This is a genomic window from Halomonas sp. LBP4 (assembly GCF_003202205.1).
Classification (GTDB): Bacteria; Pseudomonadota; Gammaproteobacteria; order Pseudomonadales; family Halomonadaceae; genus Halomonas; species Halomonas flagellata.
This window is the reverse complement of sequence record NZ_PDOG01000002.1, coordinates 206,638-227,270: the sequence shown is the minus strand read 5'-3', so window position 1 is coordinate 227,270 and position 20,633 is coordinate 206,638. Positions and strand designations below refer to the sequence as shown.

Below are 20,633 nucleotides of genomic sequence, written 5' to 3'. Positions count from 1 at the left end.
GCGAGCGGAGGCCATGCCGCGACCCCGCCCACTGACGACTTGAAATGTCATGGTTGGCACGTGCTGGCGGCCCTGTCGGACGCCATCACTCGGGGTATTCCGGCGGCACCAGGCGCTCGGGAACCTCGTGTCCCTGTTCCTTCAGGTAACGCACCACCCCGGCATGCAGGGGAGCCACGCTGGCGTTGAGCGTCAGCTGCAGCGGATCGACCTGGGCGGCAGGCGCATAGCCGTCGGCCGCGGCCTGGATCCCCTCCTCGGAAAACGCGCGCGCCACGATACCGTAGGCGGCTTCCTCAGCGAGCTCGCTGGTGGTGTTGATGCCGATCCCTGTCTGGATGGTGATCAAGGGGCTTTCCTGTTCGCCATAGAAGTCAGCGGGATCGACCTCGCCGACGCTGAAGTACGGCCGGGCATCGGCCACCTGTTGCGCCTGGTCCGGGGTCATCGACAATAGCCGCACCGGCCGCGATGAATGGGCTTGCTGGATGTAGCCATCGGGGTGCAGGCCGGCTTTCACGAAGGCATCGAGACGCCGGTTCTGGTAGGCATCCAGCGCGTCGCTGCCACCGGCGCGATAGTAGTTGGGCTCGATGCCGAGGATCTCCAGCGCGGTCTCCGTCTGGCCCTCCGTGGCGGTGCCGCGCCCACCGGGATTGAAATCGCGCCCGGCCAGGTCATCGAGGCCGGCGATGTCGGCATCGGCCGACACGACCCAGTTCAAGGGCAGCGGCGCGAAGAAGTACAGCGTCCGCAGGTTCTCCGCCGGCGAACCGTAGTCCCCCTCGCCCTGGACGGCTTGATGGTCGGAGGAGGTCACCGCGATCCCCATGTCCACCTCTCCGCGCAGCAAGGCCTGTGTCGAGGCGGCGGCCCCGCCTAGTTCCTGGACGCTCATCCCAACGCCTTCGACGGTGTCGTTCCAGTCGGACACCACAGCGACCTGATAGGAATAGAAGGCCGATCCGCTGTGGGTCGCGCCCATGGCGAGCCTGGCCTGGGCCTCGGCGGTGAGCGGCAACAGGCTCGCCGCGACGATCCCCGCCGCGCCCAGGGTGAACGCATTCAGATAGTGTCTGGCTGTGCCGTTGGTTGTAGCTGGCATTGTTGTTGTCCTCCTGGCATATGCGAGTCCTTACGATGGCATGCCCACCGGCGGTGGCACCTTCCCTGGGAGTCGTGGTCCCCGGATAGCGACGAGTGACGGCCGCTTCCGGACGATGTAGTTATTAATAGTCCCACGCTAGCACTTTTTCCTCCCTGTGCAATGTTTTTCATAAAGCCGAAATCGCTTATACTTTAGCCGAACCGGGCGACACGGCTACCCCCGTCCCCGCGCTTGCCCCATGACGACGGGCTGGCAATCGGCCGAGCCTCATGTAAGCTCCCGGGCCGGGCTCCAGAATGTGAAGAGGGAACAACCTCATGAAGCAAAATCCCAAGTCAGCCGGTGAACCGATGGAGCGCGGCAAGCCCGAGAGCGTGAAGACAGCGGCACGCACCCTCAGCCTCTTCGAGGCCTTTGCCGACGACCAGACGCCGTTGTCGCTCAGCGACCTGGCCAAGCGCATCGACACCCCGGTCAGCAGCTGCCATGCGTTGATCAAGACCCTGCAGGCGCTGGGTTACGTTTACGTCCTCGAGCAGAAGAAGCGTGTCTATCCCACCAAGCGCCTGCTGCAGGTCGCCCAGGCCATCGCCACCCACGACCCGCTGCTGGAAAGCGTGGCCCCCATACTGCACGAACTGCGCGACGAACTCGGCGAAACGGTGATCCTGGGCAAACGCCAAGGCAATGCCGTGGTCTACCTGGAAATCATCGAAGGCACCCATACCGTGCGCTACGCAGCCCGCCCGGGCGACGCCAAACCGCTTCACTCCAGCGCCATCGGCAAGGCCATGCTGGGGCAGGAAACCGACCAGACCCTGCAGGCGCTGCTCGAGCGGCTGCCGCTCACCCCGGCCACGCACCGGACGCTCACCGACCGCCATCAGCTGATGGACAACATCGTGGAGAGCCGCCATCGCGGTTACTTCATCACGCGGGGCGAGAATGTCGATGACGTCATGGCCATCGCCATCGCCCGCCAGGTGCATGGCGAGACCCTGGGTGTGGCGATCGCCGGCCCGATGGAGCGCATGTCACGCCAGCTCGAGCACTACCTTGACACCCTGATTCGTCACGGTGACCGCCTGACCACGCTCTAGCCTTCTCCGAAAGCGGCCTGTGCTCGCCTCTTGGGGCGGGCACCCTCATCCTCTCCTCCTCCACCTCGGCTCCCGGCCGGGAGCCGAGGCCATGCGTCGCGTCAGGGCAGCGCCTCGCCCCGCCCAATTGCCGACTCTCCTTTTGCAGGCCGCTTGACACATTTTTTCACTCACACGTATAGTAATTCGACATACAGAAAAAAATACAAGACCGGAGAACGCCGATGGCCGATCATCTCCTCATCGAGTCAGATGGCCCCCTGCTGCGGGTGACCATCAACCGCCCGGAAAAACGCAACGCCCTCTCTCGGGCGGTGCTCGACGACATCGCCGACGTCTTCACGCAACACGCCAAGACGCCAGGGATCAGAGCCGTGGTGCTGACCGGCGCCGGCGACAAGAGCTTTGCCGCCGGCGGCGATCTGCGCGACCTCTCGGCGGTGCGTTCCGACGCCGACGCCGAGGCCATGAGCCGTGAGGCCCGGCGGGCTCTCGGTGCAGTAGCACACTTCCCCGTCCCGGTCATCGCCGCCCTGAACGGCGACGCCCTGGGCGGCGGCGCGGAACTCGCCGTGGCCTGCGATTTCATCGTTGCCGGCCCCACCAGTCGCATCGGCTTCATTCAAGGCAAACTCAATATCTCCACGGCCTGGGGCGGCGGCATCCGGCTGCTGCGTCGCGTAGGTGCGACCCAGGCCCTGCGGCTGCTGTCACGGGCCGAGCTGCTCGACGCCAACGACGCGCTGCGCATCGGCCTGATCGACCAGGCCACCGCGCCCGGACAATCGCTCGACGACAGCGTGGCGGCGTTCTGCCGACCCATCCTCGCCCAGGTGCCGCAAGTGCTCCGGGCCTTCAAGGCGCTGGCCAGCGCCCATCGCGATGGCCAGCCGTCGGCCGCACTTGAGGCCATCGAGACCCGCCATTTCGTTGAGACCTGGACCCACGCCGACCACTGGGAAGCCGCCGATAAGGTGCTGAACAGCAGGAGGACCCGATGAGCGATTCCGCCCCCCAGAACCGCACCCCGCCGATTCCCGAACCGCGTACCGCTTCCGGCATCGAGATTCCCGAGCTGGTGACACCGGACATGCTGCAGCACCCCGATCCGGGCCGGCCCGGGAGCCCCCCCTACACCCGGGGAATCTTTCCCAACGGCTATCGGGGGCGGCTGTGGACCTTCCGCCAGTACTCGGGATTCGGCACGGCGGAGAACACCAACGAGCGCTACCGCTTCCTGCTCGAGAGCGGCCAGACCGGCCTCTCGGTGGCCCTCGATCTGCCCACCCAGTGCGGCTACGACCCCACCGATCCCATGGCGCGCTCCGAGGTCGGCAAGGTCGGGGTGTCGCTGTCCAACCTGGCGGAGGCGGAAATCCTCTTCGACGGCATCGACCTGGGCGGCATTTCCACCTCCTTCACCATCAACGGCACCGCCGCGATCATCTATGCCATGTACTGCGCGGTGGCCGACAAGCAGGGCGTGCCCCGCGAGAAACTCACCGGCACCATCCAGAACGACATCCTCAAGGAGTACGTGGCCCGCGGCACCTGGATCTTCCCGGTGCGGCCCTCGATGCGTCTGATCTCCGACACCATCCTGTTCTCCAACCGCGAGACGCCGCGTTTCAACCCGATCAGCATCGCCGGCGCCCACGTGCGTGACGCCGGCGCCACCGCGGTCGAGGAACTCGGCTACACCTTGGCCAACGGCCTGGCCTACGTCGACGAGCTGATCCGTCGCGGTGGCGACGCCACCAAGTTCGCCAACCGGCTGAGCTTCTTCTTCTACGTGCACATGGACTTCTTCGAGGAGATTTGCAAGTTCCGTGCCGCGCGGCGGCTGTGGGCCAGCTTGCTCGAGGAACGCTTCGCCATCACCGACCCCAAGGCACAACGGCTGCGTTTCGGCGTAGTCTGCGGCGGCTCGTCGCTGACCGCCGCGCAGCCCTACAACAACATCGTGCGCGTCGGCCTGGAAGCCATGGCGGCAACGCTGGGCGGTGCACAATCGGTATTCACCTGCGCCTACGACGAGGCTTTCCAGATCCCCACCGAATTCAGCGCCGAAATCGCCCTGCGCACCCAGCAGATCCTCGCCTACGAGAGCGGCATCTCGAAGACGGTCGACCCCTTGGGCGGCAGTTACTACGTGGAGTGGCTGACCGATCGGATGGAAGAGGAAACGCGCCGGGTCATCGAGGAGATCGACGACTACGGCGGTGTGGTGAAGGCAATCGAGGACGGCTACCTGCAGGCGCGCATCGCCGAACGTGCCCACGAACGCAAGCAGAAGGTGGACCGGGGAGACACGGTGATCGTCGGCCAGAACTATTTCCGCCGCGACGACCAGACCGACGATTTCGGGGAAGTGTTCAAGGTCGACCCCCAGGCCGCGCAGCGCGTGCAGGAGAAATATCAGCGCCTCCTCGCCGAGCGCAACCCGGCCCGGGTCGAACGGACCCTGCAGGCGCTGGAAAAGGCCGCTGGCCAGGACGACGAGAACCTGCTGCCGTACCTGATCGACTGCTGCCACGCCTACGCCACCGTCGGCGAGATGGTGGCCACGCTCAAGTCGCAATGGGGCGAGTTCCAGGAACCCATTCGTCTCTGAGCGGCGCCCGACAGGCCGGTCGGCCCCCGCCCATCGTCACCGGAGAAATCCCATGAGTTTGAAAGGCAAGAGAATCTTGATCGCCAAGCCCGGCCTCGACGGCCACGACGTGGGCGCCAAGGTGATCGCCCTGGCCCTGCGCGACGCGGGCGCGGATGTGATCTACACCGGGCTGCGCAAGAGCGCCGAGTACATCGCCAAGGTCGCGGTGGACGAGGACGTGGATGTGGTAGGACTGAGCATGCTGTCGGGCAGCCACCTGGAGCTGGTCAACGAGACCATGCGCTGCCTGAAGGAGTACGATGCCGGCGACATCAAGATCTTCGTGGGCGGCACCATTCCCGAGAAGGACCGCGAGGCACTGCTGAACGCGGGGGTATGCGGGGTCTACACCTCGGAAATGCCCCTGGAAGACGTCCTTCGCGACATCGAGAGGCAACTGCAATGAACGATGCCACCCACGCCCAGGGCCCGCTCGCCGGTATCCGCATCCTCGAGGTGAGCCATATGCTGGCCGGGCCCTACTGCGGCATGCTGCTGGCCGACCTGGGGGCGGAAGTGATCAAGATCGAAGCGCCCGGCCAGGGCGACATCGGGCGCCAGATCGGGCCGAATTACATCGGACCCCACAACGCCTACTTCGCCAGCCTCAACCGCAACAAGCACAGCCTCTGCCTGGACCTCACCAGCGAGGCCGGGAAAGGGCGGCTCGCCGAGCTGGTCGCGTCGTCGCACGCCCTGCTCACCAACATCCGCCCCGCCGCGATCCGCAAGCTGGGCCTGACCTACGATGCCCTGCGCATGCACAACGACAAACTCGTGTGCCTCGCCCTCACCGGCTACGGGCTGGACGGCCCCTTCGCCGACAAGCCCGCCTACGACTACGTCATCCAGGCGCTGGCGGGGGTCATGGCAATGACCGGCGACCCCGATGGCCCGCCGGTGAAGACGGGCTACTCCGTGGTCGACAACTCCGCGGGCATCATGGGCGCGCTGGGCCTGACCGCCAAGCTGGTGGAAGGCCGCGGCGGCCAGGTCGACGTATCGCTCTACGACACCATGCTCTCGCAGTTGAACTACCTCGCCAGCGCCTATCTCAACGCCGGGCAGAAGGTCGAGCGCTATCCCGGCGGCGGCCACCCCTACATCGTCCCGGCGCAGATCTTCGCCACCCGGGACGGCCACCTGGCGCTGTTCATCACCCACGACGGCTTCTGGGCGGACTTCTGCCGCGAAATCGGGCATCCGGAATGGATCGACGACCCCCGCCGCTCGACTATGGAGGCGCGCGCCGCGAATCGCGAGCGCGTGGTCGACGACATCCAGGCGGTGCTGGCGACTGGCACCACCGACAGCTGGGTGGACCGGCTCTCGCCCCTGGGCGTGGTGGTGGCGGGCGTGCAGAGCCTGGAGACGGCCCTCGAGTCGGCGCTGACCCAATCGCGTGAGATGGTGGTCTCGGTGCCCACCTCCCATGGCGAGATCCGCATGGTGGGCAACCCGATCAAGCTGCCGGACCAGCCACCCCACTACGGCCCCCCACCGCTGCTCGACGAGGACAGCGAACCGTTGCAGGGCCGGCGCTGGGACATCCGCTCCCACCACGACGTCAACGGAGGCTGACGCATGACCCGGCTCGACCCCCGCTCACGCCGCGCCCTGGGCCGCACCCTCACCAAGCTCGCCTCGGCTTCCGTGGCCGAGAGTCTCGACCACGCGGCATGCCAGCCTTCTTCCGCCAGCGACACCACGCGGATCGGTTTCACCGGCGCCCCCGGGGCGGGCAAGAGCACTCTGGTCAGCCGCCTCGCCAAGCGACGCCTGGCCGCCTGCCGTGACCAGGGCGGCATCGCCATCCTGGGAATCGATCCGACCAGCCCGCTCTCCGGCGGCTCGATCCTCGGCGACCGCATCCGCATGGACAACATCGTCAACGAGCCTGAGCTCTACATCCGCTCCCTCTCCAGCCGCTCCGCCAATGACGGCCTGGCCGACAACGTGGCGGACCTGCTGGACGCCCTGGACAGCCACGGCTTTTGCGAGGTGCTGCTGGAAACCGTCGGTGTCGGCCAGGCCGAGCACGCCGTGCGCCACGCCGTGGACAGCCTGGTCATGGTGCTGCAGCCCAACGCCGGCGACGCCGTGCAGGCGATGAAGGCCGGGATCCTCGAGCTGGCGGATATCTACGTCATCAACAAGGCCGACCTGGTCGGCGCCAGGAAGACCGCCTCGGAAGTGCGCGGCATCGTGCAACGCCACCGCGACACCCGCACCTGGCTGCCACCGGTCATCGAGGTGACGCAAGACGGCGAGGCAGGCCTGGCCGAGCTGGATGACGCCATCAGCCAGCACCTCGCCTGGCTGAGCGAACGGCGCGACCCGACGGAGACACGTCGCCTGCGGCGGCGCTATCATGTCCAGTCGCTGATCGTGCGTCGGGTGGCGGAGCTGCTCGAGGAACAGCCCCAGCTCCTCGACGAGCCGACCCTGCGCGACACCTACCGCAAGGCCCTCCAGACCCTGGCCGGGGACGAGGCCGCGACGGACCCGGAGGCAAGGCGAGACACATGGTGAAGCTCAACAAGATCTACACCCGTACTGGCGACAAGGGCGACACCGGGCTCGGCGACGGCAGCCGGGTGCCGAAACACGACCTGCGCGTGGAAGCCTACGGCACGGTGGACGAGACCAACGCCGCCCTCGGCCTGGCCCAGCTGCATGCCGAAGGCGAGCTGCACCAGGTGCTGGCGCGGATCCAGAACAACCTGTTCGACGTCGGCGCCGACCTCTGCACCCCGGAGCAGGACGCTTCCAAGCATCCGCCGCTTCGCGTGGCGGCCTCGCAGGTCGACTACCTGGAGGAACGCATCGATGCGCTCAACGAGCACCTCGCCAGCCTGCGCTCGTTCATCCTCCCCGGCGGCACGCCGCTGGCCGCCCACCTGCACCTGGCCCGCACCATCGCCCGGCGCGCCGAACGGCTGATCGCCCGGCTCACGGAGACCCAGCCCGTGAACCCCGAGGTCCTGCGTTACATGAACCGACTCTCGGACCTGCTGTTCGTCGCGGCCCGCACGGCCAACGCCAACGGCGCAGACGACGTGCTCTGGGTGCCCGGCGCCAACCGGTGAGCGATGCCACCCCGCCCCAGCGGATCGCCTCGCCCTGCACGGGCGTCTGCCGCCTGCCCACGGGCGGCCACTACTGCCTCGGCTGCCACCGCACGCTGGACGAAATCGCCGCCTGGTCGTCGCTCAGCGATGCCGAACGCCACGCCATCATGAACGAACTGCCACATCGCCAGGGCAGCAACCACGCCGAATGACACCCGCCATCGCCAGGAGATGCACCTCGGCACCGGCGGGAGCACTCGCGAGCGCAATCCAGCCGCCAGGAGCGTTGGCCCCCTGCACGATTGGTGCCGTCAGGCACCCGGCGGTAAACACCAACGCCGGGGCAACGGCAACCCTCTGCGGACGACCGCCTGGCGCCGCGCCGCAATCGCCCCGCGAAGCGTGGCTCCTACCAGGTGGTCGATGCCTGCCTTGTGGGAGCTCGGCTCTGCCGGGCGATCGGCGCAGTCAGGCGCCCACAGACAACCGGCCGACGATGCTGCGGCGTCGCCCCGAATGATCCCTACCCCTCCTCGTCATCGGCCAGGTCGCGGCCGAAGGCACGCCACTGGGCGAGCGTCATCACCTCGGTGCTCTCGGTCTCGAGGTCGTGGGCGATCAGCAGTTCGCCGCGCTCGAGCTGGCGCTTGAGCTCGGCGACCCAGCCGCGCATGCCGTCACCGGTATCGGTGGTGTCGTAGCCCTGGCGGGTGACGAAGGCCTCGAGCAGGGCGTCCAGGGTCTCGCCCGGCAGCAGGCGGTGGGGCACCTCGATGAAACGCTCACTCATGCCTCGCCCTCCCCCTTCGCGTCTTCGTTCACTTCGCCGCCGGTCTCGCCACTCTCCCAGCGCTCCAGGCGCGCCAGGAAGGCGGCCTCGTCGAGCACCGGCACGCCCAGTTGCATGGCCTTCTCGAGCTTGCTGCCGGCAGCCTCTCCGGCCACCACGGCGGCGGTCTTCTTCGACACGCTGCCGGCCACCTTGGCGCCCAGCGCCTGGAGCCGCGCCTTGCCCTCGTCGCGGGTCATGTTCTCCAGGGTGCCGGTGAGTACCCAGGTCTGGCCCGCCAGTGGCTGGGGCCGCTCGCCCACCGCCTCCTCGGCCCAGGTCACGCCCTGGGCACGGAGGTCATCGATGGTCTCGCGGTTATGGGGCTGACGGAAGAAGGTGTGCACATGGGCCGCCACCACCGGGCCCACGTCCTCCACGGCCTCGAGGGCCTCGACCTCGGCCTCCATCAGCGCCTCCAGGGTGCCGAAATGGCGCGCCAGGTTGGCGGCGGTGGCCTCGCCCACCTCGCGGATGCCCAGGGCGAAGATGAAGCGCGCCAGCGTCGTCTGCTTGGCCTTCTGCAGCGCCGCGACCAGGTTCTCGGAGGACTTCTTTGCCATGCGCGGCAGGTCGGCGAGGCGCTCGGCCTCGAGCCGGAACAGGTCCGCCGGGGTGGTGACCCAGTTGCGCTCGACGAGCTGGTCGATCAGCTTCTCGCCCAGGCCGTCGATGTCCAGCGCGCGGCGGGAGGCGAAGTGCTTGAGGGCCTCCTTGCGCTGGGCGGCGCAGAAGAGCCCGCCGGAACAGCGCGAGACGACCTCGCCCTCGAGGCGCTCGACCTCGGAGTCGCACACCGGGCAGCGCTCGGGAAAGACGATCTCCCGGGCATCGGCCGGGCGCTCCTCCTCCAGCACCCGCACCACCTGGGGAATGACGTCGCCGGCGCGACGGATGGCCACGGTGTCGCCGATCTTCACGCCCAGGCGGGCGATCTCGTCGGCGTTGTGCAGGGTGGCGTTGGAGACGGTGACGCCGGCCACCGAGACCGGCTCGAGCCGCGCCACCGGGGTGATGGCGCCGGTGCGACCCACCTGGAACTCCACATCGTTGAGACGGGTGGTCTCCTCCTGGGCGGGGAACTTGAAGGCGATGGCCCAGCGCGGCGCCCGGGCGACGAAGCCGAGTTCGCGCTGCAGGCGCAGGTCGTCGACCTTGATCACCACGCCGTCGATGTCGTAGCCGAGGGCGTCGCGCCTCTCGCCGAGGTCGCGGCAGTAGTCGATCACCCCGCGGGCGCCCTTCACCACCTCGAGCTCGGGATTGACGCGAAATCCCCACTCACGGAGCAGCGACATCTGCTCACTGTGAGTCGGGGTATCGATATTGGCGAGGCTCGCCATCTCTTGAAGAACAAGCTGATAGGCGCTGAACTCCAGCGGCCGGGTGGCAGTGATCCTGGGGTCGAGCTGGCGCAGGCTGCCGGCGGCGGCGTTACGCGGATTGGCGAAGACCTTGCCCCCCTCTTCCCTGGCTTTATCGTTCATGGCCTCGAAGTCGGCATGGCGCATGGTTACCTCGCCACGGACCTCCAGCCGATCAGGCCATTCCTTGCCACGCAGCTTCAATGGGATTGACTTCAGAGTCTTGAGGTTGGAGGTGATGCCCTCGCCGGTGCGCCCGTCGCCCCGGGTGACACCCGTTGTGAGCCTTCCATCTTCGTAGATCAGGGAGACGGCGGCACCGTCCAGCTTGGGCTCGCAGCAGAAGGCGAGGGTCTCGGGGTCGGCCTCCAGCCGCTCGGCCACCCGGCGCACGAAGGCCTCCAACTCCGCCTCGTCGAAGGCATTGTTCAACGACAGCATGGGGACCGCGTGCTGCACCTCGGGAAAGCCGGCGTCCGGCGCCGCGCCGACCCGCTGGGTGGGCGAATCCGGGGTCATCAGCTCAGGGTACTCGTCCTCGAGCTGCTGCAGGCGACGCAGCCGGCGGTCGTAGTCGGCGTCGGTAAGCCTGGGCTCGTCGAGCACGTAGTAGCGGTAGTTGGCGTCTTCGAGTTCGGCACGCAGGCGCGCCACCTCGTCGATGATGTCCTTGTCGGGCTGGGTCATTGAGTCCTGGTTCTCGATTTATAGCGAGGGCCGCAAAGCTCGAAGCTCGAAGCTCGAAGCTCGAAGCTCGAAGCTCGAAGCTCGAAGCTCGAAGCTCGAAGCTCGAAGCCAGCATGATTCCCTAGCTTATCAAAGCGACAACCCCCGGTGGGACGCCACCGGGGGTTGTCTTCCAGCTTCAAGCTTACAGCTTACCGCTAATTCACCTGGTAGCGGTGCAGGCGGTTGCGCCGCACGAACTCCTGGACCCGCTGGCGGGCGAATTCCACGGTCTGGGCGGTCATCACGCTCTGGTTCTCATCCTTCAGCTCGCCGCCCAGATGACGGACGATGACCATGGCGGTCTCGACCATCGCCTCGAAGGCGGCCGAGGTATCGCTGGCCCCCGGCATGGGCATCAGCAGGGTTACCCCGGGGGTCCGGAAGTCGTCCATGGACTCGATGGGGAAGGTGCCGGGCTTGATCACATTGACCATCGAGAACTGCAGCTGGCTCTCCGGGTCCTCGGTCTCGAAGCGGTGGAAGATGCCCATGTCGCGGCTGTAGCGCAGCCCGCAGGCGAGCATCAGGTCGAGCAGCGCGGTGCCGGAGAAGCCCTGCTCGTCGCGGGACATCACGCTGATGACGATGATCTCCTCGGCGTGGCTGAGGGCGTGCCGGGCATGCTCGGCGCTGACGTCGTGGCGCAGCGCCTTCTCGAGTACCGGGTGGGCACGCACCACGTCACTCTGGAAACGCTCCTCGACGGCCGGGGCCTCGTCACGGGGCGCTTCACGATGCTGCCGCTCCGGCGCCTCGGGCGGGAGCTCCTCGGCACTGCGCAGCCGCGGCGGGGCGAACAACGGATCGTCGTCGTCGGCCTGGGCGATGGCCTCGGCCTCGAGCCGGCGGCGCTCCTCCTCGCGGGCGGCCTTCGCCGCTTCGGCCTGGCGGCGCTGCTCGGCGTCACGCTCGGCCTTCTCGGCCCTTTCCTGCTCGCGGCGCTGCTTCTCGACTCGCTTCTGCTCGCGACGCTCGGCGATGGACTTCTGCAGCGAGGCGCCGAAACGGTGCATGGAGGCCCCCACTCGCTTCGAGCCGCTCTTGATCGAGTCGCTCACGCCGCCGAGATCGACCAACTGGTAGCGCTCGGCATCCTGGTGATCGTCGTGATCCTCGGGATCGGCGGCCAGGGGCGCCGAATCCGCCACGGTGGTCGCCTCGTCTTCCAGTGCCGAGAGGCTGGGTTCGCGACGCTCGCCGCTGGCCGACGCGCTCGACCGTGACGTGGTGGCATCCGGCGCCGGCTCGGCTGAGCGGCGGGCTTCTTCACGCGCTCCGGTACTCTCTTCGTTGACGGCCGCTTTCCTTTCGCTCTCTTCTCGACCTTCCCGACCTTCCCGAGCGTCGCGCACCGGCGCGACGGCCTCCGGCTCTGCCTGCGGCGTCGAGGCCTGCTGCCGGCCGGCCTTGGCCGGTTCGGCACGCGATGGCGGGGACACCGCTTCGGCCGGCTCGGCGGACGACCGCGGCGTCACGGGCGCCTCCTCGCCGGCGCTGGCCTTGAAGCCGGCCAGCACGCGAGAAGGGCCGGGATGCTCCCGGCGCTCGAGCTTGGGTTTGGGTTGCATGCCGCTGTAGTCCGCGGGCCTGACGACTCGCGCCCCTCCGTTGGGCAGCTCCCAGTTGATTTCAGCCTCGCGGGCCACCGCTTCGGGGTCGGGCTCCTGCCCTTGCGCGTCGCCCTCCACCTCGTCGAGGCGAGGGATTCGACGCTGGCGCTGCAGGCGACGCACACCATCGATGACGATGAGGGTCACCAGCGCCAACCCCAGGATGATCAGCCACTCTCTAAGTTCCATGGGTCGTCATGCCTTTTGCTAAGGCGCCATGCCTGATGGTTGTCCGTCAACAGCATAGCGCGATTGCCAAAAAAAGGGCCACTTTTTTGATTGTCAAGCCTGGCTTTTCTCAGCCGAGAGTCGACGGTGCCCTGTGCAATCGCCCTTCCATAATCCCTGTGCATCCATGCAATGCAGCAACATTGCCTTCCTTGTTACCCCTTTTGCCGTTCGCGATCAAGTCCGTCAGGCCTCGGCGAGGGCCGCGGCCTCCTCGACGCCCACTGCCACCAGGCGGGAAACCCCCGGCTCCTGCATGGTCACCCCCATCAGGCGTTCCGACGCCTCCATGGCGATCTTGTTATGCGTGATATAGATAAACTGAACCGTCTCCGACATCTCCTTCACCAGCTTCGCGTAGCGCCCCACATTGGCATCATCGAGAGGGGCATCCACCTCGTCGAGCATGCAGAAGGGTGCCGGATTGAGCTGGAAGATGGCGAAGACCATCGACAAGGCGGTGAGGGCCTTTTCCCCCCCGGACAGAAGATGAATGGTACTGTTCTTCTTGCCCGGTGGCCTGGCCATGATGGCCACGCCGGTCTCGAGCAAATCCTCGCCGGTCAGGGTCAACCATGCGGTTCCGCCCCCGAAGACCCGCGGGAAAAGTGACTGCAGGCCGGCATTGACTCGCTCGAAGGTCTCGCGGAAACGGGTGCGGGTTTCCTGGTCGATGCGGCGGATCGCCCGGTCGAGGGTCTCCAGGGCCTCGCTGAGCTCGGCGTGCTGGGCCTCCAGGTAGTCGCGCCGCTCGGCCTGCTGGTCGTACTCCTCGATGGCCGCCAGGTTGATGGCACCGAGCCGCCGGATGCGCTCGCCGAGCTCCTCGAGGCGGGTCTGCCAGGCGGACTCGGTGGCGTTGGGATCGAGCGACTCAGCCAGCTCGCGCTCGTCGTGGCCCAGCTCCCCGAGCTGTTCGTCCTGGGTCTCGGCCTTGAGGCGAAGCGCCTGGACCTGCATCCGCGCCTCCTGCAGCCGCTCGCGAATGCCCTCCAGGTGGCGCTCGTGGGCCTGGCGCGCCTGCTCGTCCTCGCGCAGCCGCTCGACCAGCTCGGCGGCCCGGCCCCGCACCTCGTTGAGCACGCGCTCCTCGCGCTCGCGACGGTCGAGCAGCTCGTCGAGACGCTCGCGGCGCTCCTCCTCGGGCTCGCGCAGCATCTCGCGCTCCTCCGCGAGCTCGGTGGCGCGCAGCTCGAGGCGCTCGCGCGCCTCGCCAGCACGCCCCTGCTGCTCGGCCAGCCCGGCCCGTTCGGTGGTCAGGCGCTCCTGCTCCAGGGCGAGCTGCTGGACCTTCTCGGCCAACGGGCGCTGGCGACCGCGCAGCGAGGCGAGCCGCTCGCGGGCCTCGCCGCGCTCGCGGTCGAGCCGCTCGCGACGCTCGGCGCCCTCCTCGAGCCGCGCCATGGCCTGCTGCCAGCGGTCGCGCACCTCCTCGATGGCCAGCAGCGCCTCCTCGCGCGCCTCTGCCAGCCCGGCGAGCTCCTCGGCCAGTTCGGCGGCCCGCCCCTCCAGGTGCTCGAGGCGGCTGGCCAGGCCGCTGTCCTCGACCGCCAGCTGCTGGCGCTGCCGGTCGAGGTCCCGCTCCTCCAGCCGCGTCTCCTCCAGGGCTGCCTCGGCCTGCTCGACCCGCTCGGCGGCGTCGGCGAGGCGCGCCTCCTGCTCGTCCAGGCGCGCCTCCACGACCTCGAGCTCGGCCCGGGCCTCGGCCTCGCGGCGACGGCTGACCAGCAGGGCATCGAGCCCCTCGCCCTGGCCGCGGTGACGCGCCCAGCCGTCCCCCAGCCAGAGGCCGTCGGCGGTGATCAGGCTCTCGCCGGGCGAGAGCGACTCACGTTGCGCCCAGGCCACCTCGCGGGACGCGACGCAGCGGATGCCGGCCAGCCACTGGGCGGCGGCCCCGGCGCCTCGCACCTTCGTCGCCAGACTGGGGGCGGCGGGGCCGTCGGCCGGGCGCGCGCCGGCCTCGAGCAGGCCGAGCTCACCGGGGGCGGCGTCGAGGACGGCACGCCCCTCGCCGAGGGGACTCAAGCGTGCCCGCAACCAGGGCGAGAGCACCCAGGAGACGGCCTCCTCCCAGCCGGCATCGACCTCCAGGCTCTCGCCCAGGCGCGGGGCCTCGGCCAGGCCATGCCCGGCCAGGTGGGCATCGAGCGCCTCGTCGTGATCCGCCAGGCCCGCCTGGATCAGCGCCTCCAGCGAGGCCAGCTCACCCTGCAGGGTGCTGCGGCGCTGGCGATCGATCTCGCGCGCCTGCTCCGTCTCGCGCACCCGCTCGCGGGCCGCGTCGCGGCTCGCCTGGAGCGCCTCGCGGCGCTCCTCCACCGCCTCGCGCGACAGCTCCAGCTCGGCCAGGCGCTCGGCCAGCTCGCCGCGCTGCCCGGCGAGCAGGGCGATGTCGGGCAGCTCCTCGTGCTGCTGGCGGCGACGACGCTCGTCGCCCTCGAGGCGCTCGAGCCGCCCCTCGAGCTCGCGCAGGCGGTCCTGGGCGCGTTCCGCCTCGCGGCTGGCCTCCCGCCACTGTTCGTTGAAGGCCTCCCAGGCGGCGTCGGCCTCCTCGGCCAGGGGCTCGGCGTCCTCGAGGCCCGCCTCCAGCTCGGCGAGCCGCTCGGCGACCTCCTCGCGTTCGGGGGCCAGGGTCTCGAGGCGTTCGTCGAGTCGCGCCAGGCGCTCGCCGTCGTCCTCGCCCAGGCGGTCGAGCTCGGCGAGTTCGCGCCGGGCGTTCTCGAGGTCGCGGGCGAGCTGGGCATCGCGGGCACGGGCGTGCTCGATGTCCTGCTCGAGGCGGGCGATGGCGGTGGTGGTCTCGTAGAAGCGCGCCTGCTGGGCATCGAGTTCGCTGGCCAGCCGGTCGTGGTCGGCGCGGGCCTCCTCGAGGCGGGTCTCGCACTGGCGCAGCCCCAGCACCTCGCGCTCGACGCCGGTCTCCAGGTCGCGGACCCGACTCTCCTCCTCGGCCTGGCTGGCGCGCAGGGCGCGGGCGCGCAGCAGCGCCAGCTCGCCCTTCACCCGGTGCTCCTCCTGCTTGAGGGCCTGGTAGCGGCGGGCGGCCTCGGCCTGGCGCCTGAGGCGCTCGAGCTGCTTGTCGAGCTCCTCGCGGATGTCCTCCAGGCGCTCCAGGTTCTCCTGGGTGCGGCGCATGCGGTTCTCGGTCTCGCGGCGGCGCTCCTTGTACTTGGAGATGCCGGCGGCCTCCTCGAGGGTGGCGCGCAGCTCCTCGGGGCGCGCCTCGATCAGCCGCGAGATCATGCCCTGGCCGATGATGGCGTAGGAGCGCGGGCCGAGGCCGGTGCCGAGGAAGAGGTCGGCGATGTCGCGGCGCCGACACTTCTGGCCGTTGAAGAAGTAGCTCGACTGGGCGTCGCGGGTGACCAGGCGCTTGACGGCGATCTCGGCGTACTGGGCGTAGATGCCCCCCATGGCGCCGTCGCGGTTGTCGAAGAGCAGTTCGATGGAGGCCTGCCCCACCGGCTTGCGGCCGGTGGAGCCATTGAAGATGACGTCGGTCATCGACTCGCCGCGCAGGGTCTTGGCCGAGGATTCGCCCATCACCCAGCGCACGGCGTCGATGATGTTCGACTTGCCGCAGCCGTTGGGGCCGACGATGGCGGTCATGTTGCCGTCGAACGGCACCGTGACCGGATCGACGAAGGACTTGAACCCGACCAGGCGAATCGACTTGAGGCGCATCCCTGCTGACTCCTCCGCTAGCCCGTGGCCATCATTCGAAGACCCGGTCGATCACCACCTCGACGGGCGCGCCGTCGATGCCGCCCACCGGCACGCCCTCGCGGTCACCGAACAGGTCACCGGCCTGGGGAGTCGCCTCGCCGCTGGGCGAGACGCGTACCACCAGTCGTGCCTGGCTCACCCGGGAGAGGCTCGCCTCGGGCGACATCGCGCGGGTATCGTCGAGCACCAGGTCGGCCGGCAGGTCGCCGAGGCGCAGCCGGGCCACGGCCAGCGGCGGCAGGTCGCCCTCCATGTCCCGGGCCACCACGAACACCGCGGCATCGTCGTCGACGCGATCGGCGAGAGCATCGTCGAGGCTCACCCGCACATGGATGCCGGGGCCCTCGGCGGCCGCCTGTTCCCGCTCTTCCGGCGCCACCCCCAGGCGCTGCTGGGCCACGCGGATGCCTTCGCGCAGGGCCTGGCCGGAGGCCGGGTCATCCATGCCGGCAATGGCGCGGCGCCAGTGGTCGATGGCCGCCGCGTAGTCGCCGCGGTCGAAGGCCTCGATGCCGAGGATGCCGAGCACGGTGGGCTGGCTGGAGTCCAGCGCCAGGGTCTCGTCGACAAGCGCCTGCACCTCGTCGGTGAACCGACGGTCGGCGGCGAAGAACTCGACCTGGGCCAGTTGGCCGAGCAGCGATGCGTGGCGGCCCTCGATCTCGATCAGTCGCTCCAGGGCATCGCTCGCCTGGTCGGCCCGGCCGGCATCGCGGTAGAGCGGGAACAGCATCATCCAGACGTTGGGGTTGCCCGGCTGGCGGGCGGCCTGCTCCTCGAGACGCTCGATCATCATCGCCATGGAGCCGTCGGGATGGTTCACCACCTCCTGCCGCACCGCCAGCAGGGCGAGGTCGCCCTCGGCGCCTTCGTGCTGGTACCAGAACACGCTGGCGACCACCACCGCCACCATCACCACCGGCACCACGAGCCGGCCGGCGGCAGAGGGCTTGAGCGGCGCGCGCCCGAGGCTCTCGGTGTCCTCGAGCAGGCTGCGCTCGAGCTCCAGGCGGTCCTCCTCGAAGCAGGCCTGGTCGATGTCGCCCCGCTCGAGGGCGGCCGCCAGCGAGGCCAGCCGGCGGCGATAGATGGCCAGGTTCTGGTCGGCGGAGCGGTCGTTGGCCTCGAAGTCGCGCTGGGCCGCACCCACGGCCGCGGCACGCCGCAGCGGCGACACCAGCAGCCACAGGGCCGGCAACAGCAGGATGGCGAAGGCGATCCAGAGTAGGCTCATTCGGTCCTCTCGCGATTGATCAGGGCGTCGAGACGGGCGCGCTCCTCGGCGCTCAGGCGCCGGGACGCCGTGCGCCGGCGGGCTCGCACCATGAGGATCACCACCAGGGCACCGAGCAGCACCAGGGCCGCGGGCAGGCCCCACAATAGCAGGGTGCGGCCCTCGAGCCGCGGGTTGTAAAGCACATAGTCACCGAAGCGGTTGACCATGAAGTCGAGGATCTCCTTGTCGGAGCGGCCATCCTGCAGCAGCACGTAGACCCGATCGCGCATGTCACCGGCGATGGGCGAGTCGGAGTCGTCGATCGCCTGATTCTCGCACTTGGGGCAGCGCAGGGTGGCGGTGAGATCTCGGTAGCGCTGCTCGGTCACCGGATCGTCGAACTCGCGGACCTCCACCGCCGCCTGGCCCAGGGCCGGCACCAGCAGGAGGACGCAGAGCAGCCATCGCATCATCAGCGCCATTTCTCCACCTCCGGCAATATCGTGTCGCGCACGTCCTCCGGCTTGATATAGCCGGTGTGGTGGTAGCGGATCACCCCGTCGCGATCGACCAGGAAGGTCTCCGGGGCGCCATAGACCCCCAGGTCGAAGCCCAGGGTCCCGTCCGGGTCGAAGATGTTGACCTCGAAGGGGTTGCCGAACTCGTCGAGGAACGCGCTGCCCTTCTCGCGGGTGTCCTTGTAGTCGATCCCCACCAGGCGCACGCCGCGCTCGGCAAGGTCGAGCAACTGGGGCATCTCCTGCTTGCAGGTCGGGCACCATTCGCCCCAGACGTTGACCAGGGTGACTTCGCCCTCGAGCAGCGAGGCGTCCACCACCCGCTCGGGATCCTCCAGGGTGGCGAGCTCGAAGGCCGGGAAGTCGCGGGCCATCAGCGCCGAGTCACGCTCGAAGGGGTTGATCGACAGCCCCATGTAGAGGAAGGCGCCGAGCGCCAGGAAGCCGACCAGCGGCAGCAACAGCAGCAGGCGACGCTTCATACGGTAGCCTCCCGGGGCTTCTCGGCCGGAGCCCGTTCCGGGTCGCGGGCCGTGACGGTGCGCCGGTAGCGACGGTCGACCACCGCCAGCACGCCACCGGCGGCCATCAGCAGGGCCCCGAGCCACAGCCAGCGCACGAAGGGCTTGTACTGGACACGCATGGCCCAGCTGCCGTCGTCCAGGTCCTCGCCCATGGCCACGTAGAGGTCACGGAAGAGCCCCGGGCGCAGCGCGACCTGGGTCATCGGCATGCCGCGGGCGATATAGAGCCGCTTCTCGGGGGTCATGGTGAAGCTGCGCCGGCTCTCGCCGCGCCGCACCTCGATCTCCGCGCGGTCGGCCAGGAAGTTGGCACCGCGGCGGCTGGTCAGCCCGGTCATGGTGAAGGTGTAGCCGGCCACCTGGACACTGTCGCCCACGCCCATGCGCACGTTGCGCTCGATGGCGTAGTTGGAGACCACGGTGACGCCGACGATGGTCACCGCCATCCCCAGGTGCCCGAGGATCATCCCCCAGTAGGCCAGCGACAGCCGCTTGACGCCGGCCAGACGGCCGGACGCGTGACGCGTCCTGGTCCACAGGTCGCGCAGCATGGGCAGCACGATCCACAGCGCCACCACCACCCCCAGGCTCACCTTGAGGTTCCACTCGCCGCGGTAGAGCAGCGGGGCGGCCGCGCCGATGACCAGGGCGACGAGGCCGGCGAGCCAGCAGCGGCGCAGCAGGTCGCCACTGTCGGTATGCTTCCAGCGTGCCAGGGGGCCGAGGCCCATGAACAGGCAGAGTACCACCGTCAGCGGCACGAAGAGCGCATTGAAGTAGGGCGGGCCCACGCTGATCTTGCCCAGGTTCAGGGCATCGAGCAGTAGCGGGTAGACCGTGCCGAGCAGCACCGTGACGGTCATGATCACCAGCAGGATGTTGTTGATCAGCAGCAGGGCGTCTCGGGAGAGCCAGCCGAAGCCGACCTGGTGGCTGACCCGGGGGGCGCGCAGGGCGAACAGCAGCAGCGAGAGGCCCACGGTGATGCCCAGCAGCACCAGGATGAAGAGCCCGCGGGAGGGATCGTTGGCGAAGGCATGCACCGAGGTGAGCACGCCCGAGCGCACCAGGAAGGTGCCCATCAGCGACAGCGAGAAGGTGGTGATCGCCAGCAGCACCGTCCAGCTCTTGAAGGCGCCCCGCTTCTCGGTCACCGCCAGGGAGTGGATCAGCGCGGTGCCGGCCAGCCAGGGCAGCAGCGAGGCATTCTCCACCGGGTCCCAGAACCACCAGCCCCCCCAGCCCAGCTCGTAGTAGGCCCACCAGCTGCCCAGCGCGATGCCCACGGTGAGGAAGGCCCAGGCGATGTTGGTCCAGGGCCGTGCCCAGCGGGTCCAGGCGGCGTCCAGGCGCCCGCCCAACAGCGCCGCGATGGCGAAGGCGAAGACCACCGAGAAGCCCACGTAGCCCATGTAGAGCATCGGCGGGTGCACGATCAGGCCGAAGTCCTGCAGCAGCGGGTTGAGGTCGGCACCGTCCTGGGGAATGTTGGGCAGCAACCGCTCGAAGGGGTTGGAGGTGACCAGCACGAAGGCCAGGAAGCCCACGCTGACCAGCCCCATCACGCCGAGGACCCGGGCCAGCATGTCGCGGGGCAGCTCCCGGGAGAAGCGGCTCACGGCGAAGGACCAGGCCGCCAGGATCAGGCTCCACAACAGCACCGAGCCCTCGTGGTTGCCCCAGACGGCGCTGGCCTTGTAGTACCAGGGCAGCATGGAGTTGGAGTTGCTGGCGACGTTGGCCACGCTGAAGTCATCCAACAGGTAGCTGGCGGTCAGGCAGGCATAGGCGATGGCCAGGAACAGGAACTGGCCGGTGGCCATGGGGCGCGCATAGGCCATCCACAGCGGACGGCGGGTCGCCGCCCCTGCCAGGGGCATCACTCCCTGGACCAGCGCCATCAGCAAGGCGATGATCAGCGCGTAGTGGCCGATTTCGGGGATCATCAGGG

General features: G+C 68.8%; 17 protein-coding genes. 8 read left to right on the top strand and 9 right to left on the bottom strand.

The features are described 5' to 3' along the window. Positions 1-85: 85 nt before the first annotated feature. Positions 86-1,105 carry a TAXI family TRAP transporter solute-binding subunit gene (locus CR157_RS08070; protein ID WP_110283043.1) on the bottom strand — a complete coding sequence of 340 codons (1,020 nt, stop codon included), beginning with the start codon at positions 1,103-1,105 and terminating at the stop codon, positions 86-88. 320 nt (positions 1,106-1,425) lie between these two features. On the opposite strand from CR157_RS08070, the gene CR157_RS08065 reads away from it, so the two are divergent. The 8 genes from CR157_RS08065 (at position 1,426) to CR157_RS08030 (ending at position 8,147) form a co-directional block, all read left to right on the top strand. Next, positions 1,426-2,208, top strand: coding sequence for an IclR family transcriptional regulator (locus CR157_RS08065; RefSeq protein ID WP_110283042.1), 783 nt, complete (start codon positions 1,426-1,428; stop codon positions 2,206-2,208). A 224-nt stretch (positions 2,209-2,432) separates the two neighbouring features. Then, positions 2,433-3,209, top strand: a complete 777-nt coding sequence (locus CR157_RS08060) for an enoyl-CoA hydratase/isomerase family protein (RefSeq protein WP_110283041.1) — start codon at positions 2,433-2,435, stop codon at positions 3,207-3,209. After that, positions 3,206-4,822, top strand: a complete 1,617-nt coding sequence (locus CR157_RS08055; RefSeq protein WP_110283040.1) for an acyl-CoA mutase large subunit family protein — start codon at positions 3,206-3,208, stop codon at positions 4,820-4,822. Before CR157_RS08060 ends, CR157_RS08055 begins: the two co-directional genes overlap by 4 nt. Positions 4,823-4,874: 52 nt before the next feature. Continuing rightward, the gene (locus tag CR157_RS08050) at positions 4,875-5,270 is read left to right on the top strand and encodes a cobalamin-dependent protein (RefSeq protein ID WP_110283039.1); all 396 of its coding nucleotides are present in this window, start codon (positions 4,875-4,877) and stop codon (positions 5,268-5,270) included. Next, entirely contained in the window at positions 5,267-6,445 is a 1,179-nt protein-coding gene (locus CR157_RS08045) for a CaiB/BaiF CoA transferase family protein (RefSeq protein WP_110283038.1), read from the top strand. The genes CR157_RS08050 and CR157_RS08045 overlap by 4 nt, the downstream gene beginning before the upstream one ends. 3 nt (positions 6,446-6,448) lie before the next feature. Further along, positions 6,449-7,396: an ArgK/MeaB family GTPase gene (locus CR157_RS08040; protein WP_110283037.1), complete on the top strand. Its 948-nt coding sequence runs from the start codon at positions 6,449-6,451 to the stop codon at positions 7,394-7,396. After that, the gene (locus CR157_RS08035; RefSeq protein WP_110283036.1) at positions 7,390-7,953 is read left to right on the top strand and encodes a cob(I)yrinic acid a,c-diamide adenosyltransferase; all 564 of its coding nucleotides are present in this window, start codon (positions 7,390-7,392) and stop codon (positions 7,951-7,953) included. Before CR157_RS08040 ends, CR157_RS08035 begins: the two co-directional genes overlap by 7 nt. Beyond that, positions 7,950-8,147, top strand: coding sequence for a DUF1289 domain-containing protein (locus tag CR157_RS08030; protein ID WP_110283035.1), 198 nt, complete (start codon positions 7,950-7,952; stop codon positions 8,145-8,147). The genes CR157_RS08035 and CR157_RS08030 overlap by 4 nt, the downstream gene beginning before the upstream one ends. Positions 8,148-8,458: 311 nt before the next feature. On the opposite strand, the gene CR157_RS08025 is transcribed toward CR157_RS08030, so the two are convergent. The 8 genes from CR157_RS08025 to CR157_RS07990 all read right to left on the bottom strand — a co-directional run bounded on the left by CR157_RS08025 (position 8,459) and on the right by CR157_RS07990 (position 20,628). Further along, the gene (locus CR157_RS08025; RefSeq protein WP_110283034.1) at positions 8,459-8,725 is read right to left on the bottom strand and encodes a YheU family protein; all 267 of its coding nucleotides are present in this window, start codon (positions 8,723-8,725) and stop codon (positions 8,459-8,461) included. Next, positions 8,722-10,815 carry an NAD-dependent DNA ligase LigA gene (ligA, locus tag CR157_RS08020; protein WP_110283033.1) on the bottom strand — a complete coding sequence of 698 codons (2,094 nt, stop codon included), beginning with the start codon at positions 10,813-10,815 and terminating at the stop codon, positions 8,722-8,724. Before ligA ends, CR157_RS08025 begins: the two co-directional genes overlap by 4 nt. A 197-nt stretch (positions 10,816-11,012) precedes the next feature. Beyond that, positions 11,013-12,656 (bottom strand): cell division protein ZipA, encoded by a 1,644-nt coding sequence (zipA, locus tag CR157_RS08015; RefSeq protein ID WP_110283032.1) that lies wholly within the window; start codon positions 12,654-12,656, stop codon positions 11,013-11,015. Positions 12,657-12,881: 225 nt separating this feature from the next. Next, entirely contained in the window at positions 12,882-16,382 is a 3,501-nt protein-coding gene (smc, locus tag CR157_RS08010) for a chromosome segregation protein SMC (protein WP_110283031.1), read from the bottom strand. A 31-nt stretch (positions 16,383-16,413) separates the two neighbouring features. Further along, entirely contained in the window at positions 16,414-17,658 is a 1,245-nt protein-coding gene (gene ccmI, locus CR157_RS08005; protein WP_110283030.1) for a c-type cytochrome biogenesis protein CcmI, read from the bottom strand. After that, positions 17,655-18,122, bottom strand: a complete 468-nt coding sequence (locus tag CR157_RS08000; protein ID WP_110283029.1) for a cytochrome c-type biogenesis protein — start codon at positions 18,120-18,122, stop codon at positions 17,655-17,657. The genes ccmI and CR157_RS08000 overlap by 4 nt, the downstream gene beginning before the upstream one ends. After that, on the bottom strand, positions 18,113-18,640 hold the full coding sequence (locus CR157_RS07995) for a DsbE family thiol:disulfide interchange protein (protein WP_110283028.1): 528 nt from the start codon (positions 18,638-18,640) through the stop codon (positions 18,113-18,115). The genes CR157_RS08000 and CR157_RS07995 overlap by 10 nt, the downstream gene beginning before the upstream one ends. Further along, entirely contained in the window at positions 18,637-20,628 is a 1,992-nt protein-coding gene (locus CR157_RS07990) for a heme lyase CcmF/NrfE family subunit (protein ID WP_181422029.1), read from the bottom strand. Before CR157_RS07990 ends, CR157_RS07995 begins: the two co-directional genes overlap by 4 nt. Between the last annotated feature and the right edge of the window lie 5 nt (positions 20,629-20,633).